The organism is Streptomyces sp. NPDC059499 (assembly GCF_042749285.1).
Taxonomy (GTDB): domain Bacteria; phylum Actinomycetota; class Actinomycetes; order Streptomycetales; family Streptomycetaceae; genus Streptomyces.
In genome coordinates, this window is the sequence record NZ_JBHYTT010000011.1 from 41,154 (window position 1) to 57,912 (window position 16,759).

Genomic DNA, 16,759 nt, shown 5'->3' on the forward strand with positions numbered 1-16,759 from the left:
CGCGGTCAGATGCTGAACCGCTCCCTGGCGAGCAGAGGCCGGACCCGCGACCGGAAACCACCCGTCCGGAACGGCCGCTGCAGCAGCCCGGGCCGGATGGCCTGCGCCAGAGCCGCGACGATCATTCCCTGGTCGAGCGCGAGCATGAAGTCGCTGACCCGCCCGGTGCGAACGTTGACCGAGTCACGGAAGCCGTATCCGTCGTGGTACGCGCCGAAGTCGCGTTCCAGAGCCCGGAGGTTGGCCACCGCCTCGTGCGGTGCGTACGGGAGGGCGAGGAACGAGGCGTGCGGAGTGACCACGCCGTTGGTGAAGGCGGACGGGGCGGGAAGCGCCGAGCCGTCCGTGGTGTACGTACGGTCGGTGTTGGAGGCGTAGCCGTCGACCTGCATGCCGAGCGCGTCGACGCCGTACTCCTGGTAGCCGCCTTCGGGAACGTTGGAGGGGGAGAAACCCCAGTATCCGTACTCCGCCTCGTAGAGACCGTGCTCGATCTGGCTGCGGACGTAGCGCCGGTGCGTGAGGCCCCAGGACTGCGGTGACCACTCGGGCTCCGGCACGAACAGCGGCACCATGAGTGCCTCGAACATCGAGCCGCCCCAGGTGGGGATGATCTTTCGACCGCCGTGGGTGTAGTGCCCCTGCCATACACGGACACCGTCGACGACCGCGTACGTGCCCTGCGGGCGCTGCTCCTGCTCGTGCTCGGGAAGCATCGTGCGCAGCAGGTGCCAGTAGTGCTCGGCGGGCAGGGAACCGTCCGCGATGCCGAGATAGCTCGCCATGCGGGGCTCGGTGTTGAGGGCACCGTAGTGATGGGCGGTGGGCTCCTCGGTATCGGTCCAGAACCCACCGCGCAGCTGGCCGGGTCCGGCGACCGGGTCGGCGGGGTCGTACGGCGTGTAGTAGGAGGACCAGTCGGCGGTCGTGAGGATCCGTCCGATGCGGGGGCGCAGGGACGGCGCGGCGTCGGCGGCGATCCGCAGGCCGGTGACCAGCCAGGCGTTGTCGACGGAGGAGAGGAACGGGCGGACCGGGGCGCCGGTGCCGGGCCACTCTGTCAGCACGGAACCGTCGTGGGCGTCGTACCAGTTGAGCCAGAAGCCGTGGTGGCGCTCCAGCTTCTCGACGGCGGACACGGTGCGGTCCAGCGTGCGGAGCAGCGCGTCCTCGCCGATCACGCCGAGCCCCGCGGCCGCCACGGCCGCCCAGAGGCCGCAGCCGATGTTGGTGGGGGAGGTCTGGCGGGACGGGACGGGGCCGGACCCGCTGAGGTCGATCGTGTCGGCGGCGAGACCGAGATCCGTCGTCATGGCCTCGATCGAGCGGTACGTATCGCGGAACCAATGCAGCAACTGCGGTGTATCAAAGGCATGAAGGGAACGAGCGGTGCGCGCGGATGGAAGGGGCCCGGCCGTGGGAGCGGCCGGGGCGGCGGATGTGGAGGGAGCGGAGACGGCTCCGAGGGACAGGGCAGCGGCCCCGGTCCCGGCAGCGGTGAGAAATGTTCGACGGTCCATCAGAACCTCTCGAAGAAGAGTCATCGTCTGTCACGGATGTTCGGATTCAGGTGGCGGCCGGACGGGGTCCGGCCGCGGACACGCAGTGGGGGAGCCGACGGCCGTCAGGTGCCGACGACTCCCCCACCGGAGAGAGCCATCACGTGGCTCTCCGTCCTGGGGCCGGTCTCAGCCGGCGGTGCGGGGCAGTTCGCGGGAGCGGCCGAGGGAGCCCAGCCAGACGGCCGACGGCCGCGCGGTCCGCTCGAAGGTCTCCAGGTCGACGGCGATCAGGCCGAACGTCGGCTTGAAGGAGCCCCATTCATAGTTGTCCAGTGCGCTCCAGGCCAGGTAGCCCTGGATGTTGAGACCGTCCTCCAGTGCGGAGGCCACCTCGTTCAGGGCACCGGCGTAGTAGTCGACGCGGCGGGTGTCGTCGGAGGTTGCGATGCCGTTCTCCGTGACGATCAGGGGCACCTCACTGCCGACCACCTCGGCGGTGTGGCGCAGGGCGTACCCGACGGCGGCCGGGTAGTACTCCCACTGCGTCAGCGTCCGCTCGACCGTCTCGGACGCGGGAATCGGGCCGTCGGGACCGATCCGGGTACGGGTGTAGGACTGGACGCCGATCCAGTCGTCACCGCGGGAGGCCTCGATGAAGATGTCCTCGCGCGGGTGGCGGTAGGCGGCTGTGATGTCCTCGGCGCCCGGGACCGCCTGGTAGACCTGGTTGGCGATGGTCCAGCCGACCTGGATACCTGCATCCAGGGCCCGGACCTCCTTCACGGCCGCGTGGTGGGCGGCGATGACGGCCTGTGTGGTCTCGTCGTCCGGGGTGGGCAGACCGGCGGGCGGGAAGCCGATGTCGCCCCGCTTGGCCTGCCCGGCCATCACGGCGATCATGTTCGGCTCGTTGATCGTGCAGACATGGCTGACACCGGTGGAGATCACCGGGGCGCAGGCCGCGGCATAGCGGGCGAAGAGCTCGGTGGCACCGTCGGCCGTCCAGCCGCCGCGCGCCTCGAACCACTGCGGCACGGTGAAGTGGTGCAGGGTGACCATGGGGCGCAGACCGCGCTCTATCGCTCCTTCGACCATGCGCCGGTAGTGGGCGAGCTCGGCCCGGGAGAACTGCCCCTCGGTCGGCTCGATGCGCGCCCATTCGATGGAGAAGCGGTAGTCCGTGAAGCCCAGTCCGGCCAGCAGGTCCATGTCCTCACGCCAGCGGTGGTAGCTGTCGCAGGCGTCCAGGCTGGGCTCCTGGATGTGGGTGCCGGTGGAGTGCTCCTTCACCCACCAGTCGCTGTTGGTGTTGTTGCCCTCGATCTGGTGGGCGGCCGTGGAGGCCCCCCACAGGAAGCCTTCGGGGAACGGGACCGGGGTGTGCGTCATCGCGGAATGTCTCTCTTGTGCGTGAAGGGGCGTGGCCGAGAGGGTGGGGTACGGCCTCGTGGATGTGCGTGGGGCTGCCCGGGCGGGTTACTTCAAGCCCGCCGTGGCGATGCCCTGGGTGAAATGCCGCTGCAGGGCGATGAAGAGGATCAGCACCGGCAGAACGACAAGGAACGCTCCGGCCATCAGCATCCCGTTGGATCCACCGGCCTTGTTGGGGTCCGTGGCGAACGTGGCGAGGGCGACGGGGAGGGTGTACTTGTCCGGATCGTTGGTTGCTATCAGGGGCCAGACGAAGTTGTTCCAGGAACCGAGGAAGGTGAAGATCGAGAGCGTCGCGAGGGCGGGCTTCACCAGCGGCATCACGATCCGCCAGAAGATGTACCACTCGCCTGCACCGTCCATCCGGGCGGCCTCCAGCAGCTCGTCCGGGATCGACTGCATGAACTGCCGCATCAGGAAGACCCCGAAGGCCCCGGCGGCGAAAGGCAGCACCAGACCTGCGTACGAGTCGATCAGCTGGAGCTTGCTCATCAGCACGAACAGCGGCAGCAGCATCAGGTTTCCGGGAACCATCAGGGCGCCCAGGACGACACCGAAGATCTTGTTGCGGCCGACGAAGTTCAGCTTGGCCAGCGCGTACCCGAGCATCGAGCAGAACACCAGATTCGAGACGGTGACCAGCACCGCCACGATCACGGAGTTCATGAAGTAGAGCGGCAGATTCAGTTTGTCGAGCAGTTCCCGGAAGTTGTCCAGGGTCCACTCGGTGGGAATCCACACGGGGGGACTGGCCGACAGCTCGGAGGTCGTCTTGAACGACGAGAGGGCCATCCACAGGAACGGCGCAGACATGATCAGCAGACCCAGCGAGAGCAGGGTGTAGACCAGGGGACGCCTCAGGTTCCGGGGCTTCCTCGCCGGCGCCGTCCGTGCGGCACCGGGTGCATTGCCGACGGTCATTTCGTGTTGTCCTTCAGCAGTCGGAGCTGCAGCACCGTGATGCCCATGATCACTACGAAGAGGACATACGCCATGGCGCTCGCATAGCCCATGTGGAAGAAGTTGAAGCCCTCGCGGTACATGTTCAGCGACACGGTGAGCGTGGAGTCGGACGGCCCGCCCTGCGTCATCACGAACGGCTCCTCGAACACATTGAGGTAACCGATGGTCGTGATGACCGTGGCGTAGAGGACCGTGGGCTGCAGCAGGGGCACCGTAATCCCGCGGAACTCCTGCCACACTCCGGCGCCGTCCAGCTTCGCGGCTTCCCGGACCTCGGTGGGGATGGCCTGCAGACCTGCGATGAAGAGCACCATGACCGTGCCGACGTTGCGCCAGACCGCCATCACGATCATCGACGGCATGGCCAAGGCCTCGGAGCCGAGGAAGTCCGGCGCGGTCAGCCCCACTTCGGAGAAGAGCCCGGCGACGAGGCCGTCGCTCGGATCCAGGACGAAGCGCCACACCACGGCGACCGCCACGATCGTGGTGACCACCGGTGCGTAGAAGCCGACGCGGAAGAAAGTCCGTGCCCGGTCGATGCCGTTGTTCAGCAGTACGGCGACGACCAGTCCGAGGGCGATGGTCAGGGGGACGCCGATCACCACGAAATACGCCGTGTTGAAGAGCGACTTGAGGAACTTCTCGTCGCCGAAGAGATTGACGTAGTTCTCGAAGCCGATGAAGTTCGCGTCCAGTGGGCGCGTGACATTACGCAGCCCGAAGTCCGTGAAACTCATCAACAGGGTGGCGAGGATCGGGAATGCCATGAAGACGGTGAAGAGGACGAGGAAGGGGGTGGAGAACAGCCAGCCGGCCGCGTTCTGCACACCCATCGACGCCTTGCGCCCCTGACGGCCCGGTCGGCCCCGCCGGTCATGGGGCAGGGCGCCCGGTGACGGAGAGGTCCCGGGTCCGCCCTTCACCTCGGCCGCCCGCGCGGCCTTTCCGGTCGTAGTGCTCATGGCTCCTACTTCACGAGGCCTTCGATCTCGGACTGCGCGGTCTTCAGCGCGTCCTCGGGGGAAGCCTTGCCCTGCGTCACCTTGGCGATGGCCTGGTCGACCTTGTCGGTGATCTCCGTCCACGTGGCCGTGGACGGCGAGGCCTTGGCGGTGTCCATCTGCTTCTTGAAGATCTGGAGGTTCGTGTCGTCGGCGAGCTTGCCGGAGGTCCAGGCCGCGGTGTTCGCGGGGAGGTCCTTGGTGCGCTCGTACCAGTCAGCCTGGCCCTCGGCGCCGGTGAGGTACTTGATGAGCTCCGTGGCGGCGGCCTTGTGCTCGCTGTCCTTGGAGACCACCAGGGAGGACCCGCCTGCCATGGAGACCGAGGACTTGTCCGCGGGCACGGCCGCCACCGCCCACTTGCCCTTGAGCTGCGGCTGGCCCTCGTTCAGCAGGGTGACGTGCCAGGGGCCGCCGAAGAACATGGGGACCCGGCCGTTGCCGAAGTCCTTCACCACGTCGTAGCCGGGCTGTACGGACTTGTTGGAAAGCCCCTTGTCGAAGTACGAGCCGTACTCCTTGAGTGCCCTGACAGCCTCGGGGCTGTCGATGACCGCGTCGCCCTTGTCGTTGACGATCTCACCGCCGGCGGAGTACAGGAAGGAGTAGAAGTTCTGCACCGTGTCCAGGCCGCTGGGCTGGATGGACAGGCCCCACTTGGTGCCCGCCTTCTTCTGGTAGGCGGTGGCGAGGTCCTGCATCTCCTGCCAGTCGGACGGCGCCTTGGAGACACCGGCCTTCTCGGCCAGGTCGGTGCGGTAGTAGAGGACGCGCGTGTCGACGTACCACGGCACGCCGTACGCGGTGCCGTCCACCTCACCCTGGTTCCAGCCCGCGGGGAAGAAGTCCTTCTTGTCGAAGGTCTTGGTGTCGACCGGCTCCAGGACGCCGAGCTCGGCGAACTCGCCCATGTAGCTTCCGCCCATCTGCGCCACATCCGGGAGGGTGCCGGCCGCGGCGGCGGAGACCAGCTTCTGGTGGGCGACGTCCCAGCCGACCGGGGTCACCTTGACCGTGATGTGAGGGTTGGCCTTCTCGTAGACCTTGGCCACATCCGCGAGCTTCTCGCCCTCGGCGCCCATGGCCCAGACGGTGAGCGTCTGCTTCTTGTCCGCGGCGACGTCGGCGCCGCCGGAGCTTCCGCAGGCGGTGATGCCGAAGGCGAGCGCGACTGCGATACCGGCGGAGACGGTTCTGGCGGTGCGGGACATGGAGGGCTCCTCCTTGAGCAATCCGGATGTATGCGCTGCCTGTAAGCGCATACATCACTCTGCGACAGTCCCTCGCGAATCCGCAAGAGGGTGCTGGGTCACACTCGTGCAACGTGCTCGACATCTCCGGGCGCGACTGTGGAACGGTATGCGTGCTGTTTGCGAATTAGAAGTGGATGTGACTGATTCCGCTTGATTGAGAGGGATTCGGCGAGGATCCGGCGAGACTTAAAAGGTGGCCGGGTCCGAAAGCGAGCGCACTACTGTCGTGGCCATGCCTTCTTTCGCGCATGACTTTTCCTTCGATCCGGCTCACGGCCACACGCTCGACGAGCTGCTGCGCATCCCGGCGCCGGCCGCGCCCGAGGATTTCGAGGCGTTCTGGAAGGAGCGCCACAGCGAGGCACGTGCTGTCGCCACCGCTCCCGAGATCGGCCCTGTGGAAGCCGAGCGGGACGGCGTCCGGCTGCACGAGGTGTCCTTCACCTCCGTGGGCGGGGTGCGCCTCGGCGGCTGGCTGGCGCTGCCCGTCGAGGGGCCCGCGGAGCACGGCTTCGTCATCGGACACGGCTACGGCGGCCGGCAGGACCCCGGGGTGGAGGTGCCGCTGCCCCTGCCCCGGTCCGCCGCGATCCTGCCCTGCGTGCGCGGGATGGGAAGCCGTGGTCTGTGGCCCGGCATTCCCGACACGGCTGCCAGGCATGTTCTGCACGGCGTCGGGTCGCGCGAGACCTATGTCATCGGCGACTGCGTGGCCGACCTGTGGTGCGCGGCCTCGGCCCTCCAGGAACTGCTGCCGGAGCTGCGCGGCCCCGGCGCCCTCGGCTACGTCGGCGAGAGCTTCGGAGGCGGTCTCGGCGCGCTGGCGCTGCCCTGGGACGAGCGGTTCGGCGCCGCGCAGCTCACCGTTCCGACTTTCGGCAACCATCCGCTGCGGCTCACCCTGCCCTGCAGCGGCAGTGGGGAGTCGGTACGGGCGCACCACCGCGAGCACCCCGGCGTCATGGAGGTCCTGCGGTACTTCGACGCGGCCACGGCCGCCGCACGGCTGGAACTGCCGACGTTCGTCGCCGCGGCACTGTTCGACCCTGCGGTGCCGCCGCCGGGCCAGTTCGCCGTACACAACGCGCTGCCCGGCCCGCGGGAGCTGTTGGTGCTGGGCGCCGGGCACTTCGAGTACGAGGGGCAAGCTGCCGATCTGGCCGAGCTCCGCACCCGCCGGCGGCGGTTCTTCGGAGAGTGGCTCGGGCGATGACGCGGAGCGCGTGACCCGGAGCGCGTGGCTCGGGCCGTGGCCCGGAGCAGCGCAAGCCACGCCCGGGTGCCCAGGGTGCCCCGGGCGCCCGGGTCAGCCGCAGCCGCAGCTGGCCCGCCGGGCCAAGGAGACGGGTAGCTCCAGCGACACGGGCTCCCGGTTCCGGTCGGTCAGTCGTTGCACCAGCAACTCCACGGCCTGTTCGCCCAGCTGTCGAATCGGCTGCCGCACGGTCGTCAGCGACGGTCGCACGATCCGGCTCAGCGGGATGCCGTCGAATCCGGTCACAGCGATGTCCTCGGGGACCCGGACCCCGCGCCTCTCCAGTGCGCGCAGCGCCCCCACCGCCATCTGGTCATTGGCGAAGAGCACCGCCTGCGGCCGCTCGGAGTCACGGTCGAGCAGCGTCTCCGCTGCTCGCGCACCCTCGGCCTGCGTCATCATCTCCGTCCGCAGATCCGGTGCGTCCGGCACCGGCAGCCCGGCGTCGCGGCACGCCTCGCGGAAGCCACGGAACCGTGCCTCGGCGTCCGGTGAAGCCGGGTCGCCCCCGACGAAGGCCAGCCTGCGCAGGCCGTGGTCCTCGACCAGGTGGCGGGCCAGCTCGCGCTCCCCGTCGGCGTTCGCGACGACGATGTGGTCGAGATGGTCGATCTCGCGCGGCCCGGCGAGCATGACCACCGGCAGCCGGCGCGATATCACCTCGAGGTCCTCGGTCGGTACGGTCTGCGCCAGTACGGCGAAGCCGTCCACCCGCCCCGCGACCTTCGCGACCAGGCTCTCCGGCCCGCCCTCCAGCGACGCGGCGATCAGCAGGGCGTAACCGTGCCGGCGCGCCGCCCGTTCCATGCCGCGGATGATCTGGTCGGAGTACAGCATCACCGCGTCGTCGGCGTCGCTGTCCGCCTCCGCGTCCGCCTCGGCGTCCGGGTCGGCGTAGTCCGGAAAGCAGAGGCCCAGTACACCGGTGGTGCGGCTGGCCAGGCCACGGGCGTTCCCGCTCGGTACGTAACCGAGTTCGCGTGCCGCCTCCAGGACCCGCTCGCGCGTCTGGGCCCGCACGGAATCCGGGTTCCGGTAGACCCGGGAGACCGTGGCAATGGAGACGCCCGACCGCTCGGCGACGTCGTACACCGTGGGGGCGCTCACTCGACCGACCGTCCGCTTCTTCTTCCGTAGCGACGCGCCTGATGCGTGTGCTGGTACGTGTGCTCCTGGGCGGCCGGCTCCGTGCCGCCGGTCCGTTGAAAGCGCATTCACCCTAGATCGCGGGCTGGCGGGCGAGCAAGACCGAACGGTGTGGCGCGCGACGCGTTCACGCTCCCGGGATCCCTTTACCGAACGCTGGGCAGAAAATAGACAGGCAGCCTTGCAAGGTGCCCTGTCCATCTTTACGGTCGAAACATGTCCAGTACTTCCCCGGGCGCCCGGGACCGGAGACCCGCCGACCCGAGCGCGGAACGCGTGGCGACGGACCTCGCGGCAGTGGTGGGCGCGCTGCTCCGGCGGCTGCGCGCCAGTTCGGCCGACAGTCTGCTCACACCATCCCAGCGGTCGGTGCTGGCCAGGCTGGACGAGGGCGGCCCCGCCACCACGGCGGCGCTGGCCCGCGCCGAGCTCGTGCGGCCCCAGTCGATGCGCCTGACTCTCGGGGCGCTGGGGGATCTGGGTCTCGTCGCCCGTGCCCCCGACCCGTCGGACGGGCGGAAATCGGTCGTGTCCATCTCGGACGCGGGGCGCACCACGCTGGCCGAGGTCCGGGCCGCCAAGCGGAGCTGGCTGGCCGAGGCGATCACCGCCGAACTTGACGGGCAAGAACGCCGCACGGTCGCCGAGGCCGTCGCACTCATCGGCCGGCTGATCGAGAAGTGACGTCCGAGGAGTGACCATCGAGAAGTGACCATCGAGAAGTGACGTCCGAGAAGTGACCGGACGCAGGACGGCACGCCACCCGAATCACCCCGCGGTGCGCAACGGACCCTCCGGGCCTTGGGCAGCCCCGGAACCGCCTTCGCACCGGGCCCCGGCCCGAGCGCCCGCCCCACGGCGACTCCTGCTGATCATCCCGACCGTCAGCGGCCGCGCCCCGCGCGCCCGCCACGGATCACCCCACCCCCCGCACCACGAGGAGCACGCGCATGACCGCCACCACCCTGGACCCGAAGACCGCACTCGTTGTCGTCGACCTCCAGAAGGGCATCGTCGGCCGCCCCACCGTCCACCCCGCCGCCGACATCGTCGCGAACTCCGCGACCCTCGCGGACGCCTTCCGCGCCAAGGGCCTCCCGGTCGTCCTGGTCCGTGTCACCGGCGGAGCCCCCGGCCGTACGGAGGGCTCCGCGCCGGCCGGCCGGCCCGCCGCGGACTGGGCCGACCTCGTCCCCGAACTCGGGCCCCGCGAGGGTGACATCGTCGTCACCAAGGAGCAGTGGGGAGCCTTCTACGGCACCGATCTCGACCTCCGGCTCCGCCGCCGCGGCATCACCCAGATCGTGGTGACGGGCATCGCGACCAGCATCGGGGTCGAGTCCACCGCCCGTTCCGCCCACGAGCACGGTTACCACGTCACCGTCGCCACGGACGCGGTCACCGACATGGACGCCGACGCCCACCGCAACAGTGTCGAGAAGATCTTCCCGAGGCTCGGCGAGACCGACACCACCGCCGCGATCGTCGAACTCCTCGGCTGACAGGCTGACAGGCAGGCAGGCCAGCGGGCCATCAGGCCAAAAGGCTCAGGGACAAGAGCCTGACAGGCCGCCGAGTAGCCGCCTCACAGCCCTGTCAGGACCCCTCCCGCCGCCGGATCTTGTTCCCCAGCCAGACCAGCGGGTCGTACTTGCGGTCCACGGCCCGCTCCTTCAGCGGGATCAGCGCATTGTCCGTGATCTTGATGTGCTCGGGGCACACCTCCGTACAGCACTTGGTGATGTTGCAGTAGCCCAGGCCGTGCTCCTCCTGCGCCGTCACCTTCCTGTCCAGTCCCGACTCGGCGGCGGCGTCCAAGGGATGCATGTCCAGCTCGGCCACCCTCATCAGGAAGCGCGGCCCGGAGAACGCCGTCTTGTTCTCCTCGTGGTCGCGCACCACATGGCAGGTGTCCTGGCACAGGAAGCACTCGATGCACTTCCGAAACTCCTGCGAGCGGTCCACGTCGACCTGCTGCATCCGGTAGTCGCCCGCCTTCACCCCTTGCGGCGGCACGAAGGCGGGCACTTCGCGTGCCTTGGCGTAGTTGAACGTCACGTCCGTCACCAGATCGCGCACGACCGGGAAGGCCCGCAGCGGAGTGACCGTGATCGTCTCGTCCCGGCGGAACACCGACATGCGTGTCATGCACAGGAGCCGGGGCCGTCCGTTGATCTCCGCGCTGCACGAACCGCACTTGCCCGCCTTGCAGTTCCAGCGCACCGCCAGATCGCCCGCCTGGGTGGCCTGGATCCGGTGGATGATGTCGAGGACGACCTCCCCGTCGTTCACCTCGACCGCGAAGTCCTTCAGGTCACCGCCGTCGGTGTCCCCGCGCCACACCCTGAACCGGGCTTCGTAGCTGCTCACTCGTACAGCTCCTCTTCGGCGAGGTACTTGACCAGCTCCTCCTTCTCGAAGAGGGAGAGCAGGTCGGGACGGATGGGGTCGGTCGTCGTACGTACGAGCTCGATCAGGCCCTGTGCGGGGTCGTCGTTCTCGGCGAGCCGCGCGAGCAGGTTGACGGGGCGCCAGGAGCGTTCCATCGAGGGGCAGTCCTCGCGGGTGTGCCCGCCCCGGCTCTCCGTGCGCTCCAGTGCGGCCCGGGCGATGCACTCGCTGACCAGCAGCATGTTCCGCAGGTCCAGTGCGAGGTGCCAGCCGGGGTTGAACTGCCGGTGCCCCTCGACGACGGCGTGCTGCGCCCGTTCGCGGAGCGCCGCCAATTTCTCCAGCGCCTGCTCCATCTCGTGCTGCCGCCGGATGATGCCGACCAGGTCGTTCATCGTCTGCTGGAGTTCCTGGTGCAGGGTGTACGGGTTCTCCGGCGGTGTCCCGCCGGCGTCGGCCGCCTCGGCGCCGAACGGCCGCAGGGCCTCGGCCGCCGCCGTGTCGATCCGGTCCTGGTCCACCGCGGGCCGTGTGCCGAGCGAACTCGCGTAATCGGCGGCGTGCGCTCCGGCCCGCCTGCCGAAGACCAGCAGGTCGGAGAGGGAGTTCCCGCCGAGCCGGTTGGAGCCGTGCATACCGCCGGCCACCTCGCCCGCCGCGTACAGCCCCGGGACGGCGAGGGCGCTGGCGGTGTCGGAGTCGACGGCTATCCCGCCCATCACGTAGTGACAGGTCGGTCCGACCTCCATCGCCTCGGCCGTGATGTCGACATCCGCCAGCTCCTTGAACTGGTGGTACATCGAGGGCAGCCGCCGCCGGATCCTCTCCGCGGGCATCCGGGTCGACACGTCGAGGAACACCCCGCCGTGCGGCGATCCGCGGCCCGCCTTCACCTCGGAGTTGATCGCGCGGGCCACCTCGTCGCGCGGCAGCAGTTCGGGCGGACGCCGGTTGCTGTCGGGGTCCTCGTACCAGCGGTCGCCCTCTTCCTCCGACTGCGCGTACTTCTCCTTGAACACGTCGGGGACGTAGTCGAACATGAACCGCTTGCCCTCGGAGTTCCGCAGCACCCCGCCGTCGCCGCGCACCGACTCGGTGACGAGGATGCCCTTCACCGACGGTGGCCAGACCATGCCGGTCGGGTGGAACTGCACGAACTCCATGTTCAGCAGCGGAGCTCCCGCGAGCAGGGCCAGCGCGTGGCCGTCGCCGGTGTACTCCCAGGAGTTCGACGTCACCTTGAAGGACTTGCCGATGCCTCCCGTGGCAAGGACCACCGCCGGCGCCTCGAGCACGAAGAAGCGGCCGGACTCCCGCTCGTAGCAGAAGGTGCCCGCGACCCGGTCCCCGTCCTTGAGGACGCGGGTGACCGTGCACTCCTGGAAGACCTTCAACCGCGCTTCGTAGTCGCCGAATTCGCGGTGGTCCTCCTGCTGGAGGGCGACGATCTTCTGCTGGAGCGTACGGATCAGTTCGAGGCCGGTACGGTCCCCGACGTGTGCGAGCCGCGGATACTCATGGCCGCCGAAGTTGCGCTGGGAGATCTTCCCGTCCGGCGTACGGTCGAAGAGCGCACCCCAGGTCTCCAGCTCCCAGACCCGGTCGGGCGCCTCCTTGGCGTGCAGCTCGGCCATCCGCCACTGGTTGAGGAACTTCCCGCCGCGCATCGTGTCGCGGAAGTGGACCTGCCAGTTGTCGCCCGAGTTCACATTGCCCATGGAGGCCGCGATGCCGCCCTCCGCCATGACCGTGTGCGCCTTGCCGAAGAGCGACTTGCAGATGACCGCGGTGCGCGCCCCGCGCTCCCTGGCCTCGATCGCGGCGCGCAGCCCGGCGCCCCCGGCACCGACCACGACGACGTCCCACTGCTGCCGTTCGAGCTGTGTCATTCAGAAAAACCTCGGATCGTCGAAGGCGCCGGAAGCGACGAGATACACATAGAAGTCCGAGAGCGCCACGCTGATGAGCGAGGCCCAGGCGAGCAGCATGTGCCGGGCGTTCAGCCGGCCGACCCAGCCCCACAGCCGGTAGCGCACCGGGTGCTCGGAGAAGTGCCGCAGCCGGCCGCCGATGATGTGGCGGCAGGAGTGGCAGGACAGGGTGTACGCCCAGATCAGCACGATGTTGACCAGGAAGATCAGCGAGCCGAGCCCCATGTGGCCCCAGGCGTAGTGCTCGTCGCGGAAGGAGAGCACGGTGTCGTACGTGAGGATTCCGGCGACCGGGACCGCGGCGTAGAAGAAGTAGCGGTGCATGTTCTGCATGACCAGCGGGAAGCGGGTCTCGCCGGTGTACGTGGTGTGCGGCTTGGCGACCGCGCAGGCCGGGGGCGATGCCCAGAAGCCCCGGTAGTAGGCCTTGCGGTAGTAGTAGCAGGTCAGCCGGAAGCCCAGCGGGAAGATCAGGATGATCAGCGCGGGGGAGAGCCCCCACCAGCTGCCGAGCACGTCCCAGTTCGGGCCGCCCCGCATGGGTACGCAGTTCTCCGCCAGACAGGGCGAGTAGAACGGCGACACGTAGGGGGCCGCGTAGTAGTCGGCGTTCGAGAACGCCCGCCAGGTCGAGTAGACGATGAAGGCGAAGAGACCGGCGGCGGTCGCGGCGGGTGCCAGCCACCACCGGTCGGTGCGCAGATGCCGGGCGGCTATGGCGGCGCGCGACGCTCCGCGCACTCCTGCCCCGGCGCCCGTCGTGCCCGCCGGCGGCGCGGCGGGCCGCGGTGGTTCCGTACCTGGTTCCGTACCGGTGGCCAAGGAACTCTCCTAGAAGGCGTGCCTGCCGCGGACGCCCAGACCCTCGTCGTCCGAGTCCGTCCACAAGGTGGCGTCGTACGGCGTCTCGGTGATGGTGATGACCCCGGGGCCGGGACCGCCGGGAGTGTCGGGGCCGGGGGTCTCCGTCGTGGCGGAGTCCTCGGCGCGCAGCTGCGCGATGGTCCGCTCCAACCGGCCGACCGTGCGGACCAGGTCGTCGAGGCAGTGCTGAACGGCTGTCAACTCAGCGTGCAGAGACATGATTTGACCAACCTTCCGCGATGGCGGAGCGGAGTTGTGTGCCTGAGAGTGTTGCGCGTCACACCACCGCTCCACAAGGGTCCGGCAGGCGCCCGTGGCCGGGGCGCGGGTGCGGGGCCGCTCGGGTGAGGTTTGCCGCCGTACGGGCCGCGTCTGCCGTCCGACGCGCGTGGAGGTGGGTTCAGTGGGTCAACGAATCAGTGTGATCAACTGCAAATGCCACCAGAACGAATAATCCGGTCCATTCCGGTACGGGTGGGCCGGGCCGGCCCCGGAGGTATCAGCCATGGCCCATGTCGGCGTCCCACAGGGGACGGCCCGAAAGCGCCGTTCGGTCGCGCTCCTGGCGACAGGAGTCCTCACGATCCCGGTGCTGGCCGGCTGCAGCTCGGGCGGCGAGGGCGCCGCGTCGGCAGCCGTCCCGCAGGACATCGCCCCGGCCTCCCGCGACCGGGTCACCGAGGGATCCACACTCAACTGGGCGATCGACGCGGTACCCGCCACCCTCAACACCTTCCAGTCCGACGCCGACAGCGCGACCACCCGGATCACAGGGGCCCTGCTGCCCTCCCTCTTCCCGATGGACGCGCGGGGTGAGCCCAGGCTCAACCCCGACTATCTGGAGTCGGCGAAGGTCATCGAGCAGGAGCCGAAGCAGGTCGTCCTGTACAAGCTCAACCAGCAGGCCGTGTGGAGCGACGGCCGGGAGATCGGTGCCCCCGACTTCGTCGCGCAGTGGCGCGCGCTGAGCGGCAAGGACTCGGCGTACTGGACGGCGCGCAACGCCGGCTACGAGCGGATCGAGAAGATCGAACGTGGCAAGGACGACCTGCAGGTCAGAGTCACCTTCTCCAAGCCGTACGCGGACTGGCGCGCCCTGTTCTCCCCGCTGTACCCGAAGGAGGTGACCGGATCCCCGGGCACCTTCAACGACGGCGCGAGGACGACGCTCAAGAACACCGCAGGACCGTTCCGGCTGCGCGGCCTGGACAAGGCCAAGGGGACCGTCACTCTCGACCGGAACCCGCGCTGGTGGGGCGCCGAGGCCAAGCTCGAATCCCTGGTCTTCCGGACCGTCGAACCCCAGAAGCGCGACAAGGCGCTCACCGCGGGCACCGTCGACGTCGCGGACGTCGACCCGGCGACCGCGAACCGCATCGCCCTCGCCGCCCGCTACCGGGGAGGGAACGGGCAGCCGCCCGCCCACGGCCCCGGAGCCGACATCACCCCAGCGGCCGCCCTGCGCTCCTGGGCCCTGGCCCACGGATCGGACGAGGAGGTTGCCGAGACCGCACAGGCGGCCCGCGCCGAGAACCGCGCGGCCGTCGCGGCGTACGCGGCCGTGCAGAAGTCGCTGGGCAGTTTCGCCGTACGCAAGTCCCTGGAGCCCGCCTACACGCAGCTCGCGCTGAACGGGGAATCGGGCCCCCTCTCGGACGACCGGGTCCGTCGCGCCGTGGCCCGGGCCCTGGACCGCCAGGAGCTGGCCGACCTCGTCCTGAAGCCACTGGGCCTGCCCGCGAAGCCGCCGGGCAGCCACCTGGCCCTGGCCGGGCAGTCCGCCTACAAGGACGGCAGCGGTGCGCTGGGGGAGCAGGACACGAAGGAGGCGCAGGCGCTGCTGGCCGACGCGGGCTGGACGAAGGGCGGAGCCGCCGTGACGCCGAAGGAGGCCGGCAGCGAGGCCGACAAGAAGAAGGCAGGGGACAAGGCCGAGGAGAAGAAGGCGAAGCCCGAGGCCGAGAAGTCCGGGAAGGCCGAGAAGCCGGCGGAGAAGACGGAGAAGGCCGAGAAGGCGGAGAAGTCCGCGAAGCCCGCCGAGGCCGACGAAGCGGCGTCGGACACGGCAGGATCGGACGACGCGGGCAAGGACGACCGGGCCTCACGTGACGAAGGCTTGTACATCGTCGGTGACGACAAGCCGGCCGGCCGGCCTGTCGGGGTCCTCGCCACCGCCCCGGCCGCCGCAGGCCACAGTGCCGCCCTGCGGCGCCAGGCCGACGCGCTCACCGCCACCGCTGCCGGGGACAGTGCCGACGCCAAGGTCTCCGCCCAGGACAGGCAGCCCGGCGGCGCCGCGGGCGCCTACGCCCCCGTCGGCACAGCGGCACCTGCCCCCGCCTCGGTCCGCGGCCGGCTCGGCAAGGACGGCAAGCCGCTGACGCTGCGCTTCGTCCTGCCGTCCGGCCCCGGCTCGCAGTCGCTGCGCAGCGTCGGCGACAGGATCGTCGAGATGCTGGACACCATCGGCATCGGAACGCAGATCACCAAGGTCTCGGACGACAGCTACTTCAAGGACCACATCGCCTCGGGCGACTACGACCTGGCGCTGTACTCCTGGCCGGCCACCGCCTACCCGGCGACCGACGGCCGGCCGATCTTCTCCAAGCCCGAACCCGCGACCGACGGATCGCTGCTCGTCGAGCAGAACTACACGCGGGTCGGTTCGGACCACATCGACCAGCTCTTCGACCAGGCCGTCTCCGAACTCGACGCGGAGGCGTCCAGGGATCTGCTGAAGCAGGCGGACGCACGGATCTGGGCCGCTGCCGGATCGATTCCGCTGTATCAGCGGCCACAGCTGGTCGCCGTGAACAAGAAGCTCGCGAACGTCGGTGCCTTCGGCTTCGCCGCACCTCGCTACGAGGACATCGGATTCACCGGACGACAAGCGGCAGGTTCCCCCGCGAATCGTAAGAAGTAGCAGGTCAAGGCCGTACAGGAAGCTCAGAACCAGCTCAATTCCCTTGCCCGCCGGGACCCCCGGCGGGCAAGGTGGTCACTGCCCAGACCCGGGCTGCTC

General features: G+C 69.3%; 14 protein-coding genes. 4 read left to right on the plus strand and 10 right to left on the minus strand.

Going from position 1 to position 16,759, the window contains the following annotated elements; translation table 11 throughout:
• Nucleotides 1–5 precede the first annotated feature (5 nt).
• The 5 genes from ACFW9O_RS24055 to ACFW9O_RS24075 form a co-directional block, all read right to left on the minus strand.
• Nucleotides 6–1,520, minus strand: a complete 1,515-nt coding sequence (locus ACFW9O_RS24055) for a glucoamylase family protein (protein ID WP_384612027.1) — start codon at nucleotides 1,518–1,520, stop codon at nucleotides 6–8.
• Nucleotides 1,521–1,688: 168 nt separating this feature from the next.
• Nucleotides 1,689–2,891 (minus strand): glycoside hydrolase family 1 protein, encoded by a 1,203-nt coding sequence (locus ACFW9O_RS24060; RefSeq protein ID WP_384612029.1) that lies wholly within the window; start codon nucleotides 2,889–2,891, stop codon nucleotides 1,689–1,691.
• Nucleotides 2,892–2,978: 87 nt separating this feature from the next.
• Complete coding sequence (locus ACFW9O_RS24065) at nucleotides 2,979–3,854, minus strand: carbohydrate ABC transporter permease (protein ID WP_351176238.1); 876 nt, start codon at nucleotides 3,852–3,854, stop codon at nucleotides 2,979–2,981.
• On the minus strand, nucleotides 3,851–4,858 hold the full coding sequence (locus ACFW9O_RS24070; RefSeq protein WP_384612031.1) for a carbohydrate ABC transporter permease: 1,008 nt from the start codon (nucleotides 4,856–4,858) through the stop codon (nucleotides 3,851–3,853). Before ACFW9O_RS24070 ends, ACFW9O_RS24065 begins: the two co-directional genes overlap by 4 nt.
• 5 nt (nucleotides 4,859–4,863) lie before the next feature.
• On the minus strand, nucleotides 4,864–6,108 hold the full coding sequence (locus ACFW9O_RS24075) for a sugar ABC transporter substrate-binding protein (protein WP_384612033.1): 1,245 nt from the start codon (nucleotides 6,106–6,108) through the stop codon (nucleotides 4,864–4,866).
• A gap of 274 nt (nucleotides 6,109–6,382) precedes the next feature.
• Here ACFW9O_RS24075 and ACFW9O_RS24080 point away from each other — a divergent pair, with 274 nt between their 5' ends.
• A complete protein-coding gene (locus ACFW9O_RS24080; RefSeq protein WP_384612035.1) occupies nucleotides 6,383–7,363 on the plus strand; it encodes an acetylxylan esterase in 981 nt (326 codons plus the stop codon).
• A 93-nt stretch (nucleotides 7,364–7,456) separates the two neighbouring features.
• Here the strand turns inward: ACFW9O_RS24080 and ACFW9O_RS24085 are convergent, their stop codons facing one another.
• Nucleotides 7,457–8,512 carry a LacI family DNA-binding transcriptional regulator gene (locus ACFW9O_RS24085; RefSeq protein WP_351176230.1) on the minus strand — a complete coding sequence of 352 codons (1,056 nt, stop codon included), beginning with the start codon at nucleotides 8,510–8,512 and terminating at the stop codon, nucleotides 7,457–7,459.
• Between the two features lie 255 nt (nucleotides 8,513–8,767).
• Between ACFW9O_RS24085 and ACFW9O_RS24090 the strand changes: the two genes are divergently transcribed.
• Nucleotides 8,768–9,235, plus strand: coding sequence for a MarR family winged helix-turn-helix transcriptional regulator (locus tag ACFW9O_RS24090; RefSeq protein WP_384612037.1), 468 nt, complete (start codon nucleotides 8,768–8,770; stop codon nucleotides 9,233–9,235).
• A gap of 266 nt (nucleotides 9,236–9,501) precedes the next feature.
• The gene (locus tag ACFW9O_RS24095) at nucleotides 9,502–10,053 is read left to right on the plus strand and encodes an isochorismatase family protein (RefSeq protein WP_351176226.1); all 552 of its coding nucleotides are present in this window, start codon (nucleotides 9,502–9,504) and stop codon (nucleotides 10,051–10,053) included.
• Between the two features lie 94 nt (nucleotides 10,054–10,147).
• Here ACFW9O_RS24095 and ACFW9O_RS24100 read toward each other — a convergent pair whose 3' ends face one another.
• The 4 genes from ACFW9O_RS24100 to ACFW9O_RS24115 are packed head-to-tail and all read right to left on the minus strand — an operon-like array spanning nucleotide 10,148 to nucleotide 13,956.
• The gene (locus tag ACFW9O_RS24100) at nucleotides 10,148–10,921 is read right to left on the minus strand and encodes a succinate dehydrogenase/fumarate reductase iron-sulfur subunit (RefSeq protein WP_384612040.1); all 774 of its coding nucleotides are present in this window, start codon (nucleotides 10,919–10,921) and stop codon (nucleotides 10,148–10,150) included.
• Entirely contained in the window at nucleotides 10,918–12,831 is a 1,914-nt protein-coding gene (locus ACFW9O_RS24105) for a fumarate reductase/succinate dehydrogenase flavoprotein subunit (RefSeq protein WP_384612042.1), read from the minus strand. Before ACFW9O_RS24105 ends, ACFW9O_RS24100 begins: the two co-directional genes overlap by 4 nt.
• Nucleotides 12,832–13,695, minus strand: a complete 864-nt coding sequence (locus ACFW9O_RS24110; RefSeq protein WP_384612044.1) for a hypothetical protein — start codon at nucleotides 13,693–13,695, stop codon at nucleotides 12,832–12,834. It abuts the gene before it with no gap.
• A 9-nt stretch (nucleotides 13,696–13,704) separates the two neighbouring features.
• Nucleotides 13,705–13,956, minus strand: a complete 252-nt coding sequence (locus tag ACFW9O_RS24115) for a hypothetical protein (RefSeq protein WP_351176220.1) — start codon at nucleotides 13,954–13,956, stop codon at nucleotides 13,705–13,707.
• 286 nt (nucleotides 13,957–14,242) lie between these two features.
• On the opposite strand from ACFW9O_RS24115, the gene ACFW9O_RS24120 reads away from it, so the two are divergent.
• A complete protein-coding gene (locus ACFW9O_RS24120; RefSeq protein WP_384612046.1) occupies nucleotides 14,243–16,660 on the plus strand; it encodes an ABC transporter substrate-binding protein in 2,418 nt (805 codons plus the stop codon).
• Nucleotides 16,661–16,759 lie beyond the last annotated feature (99 nt).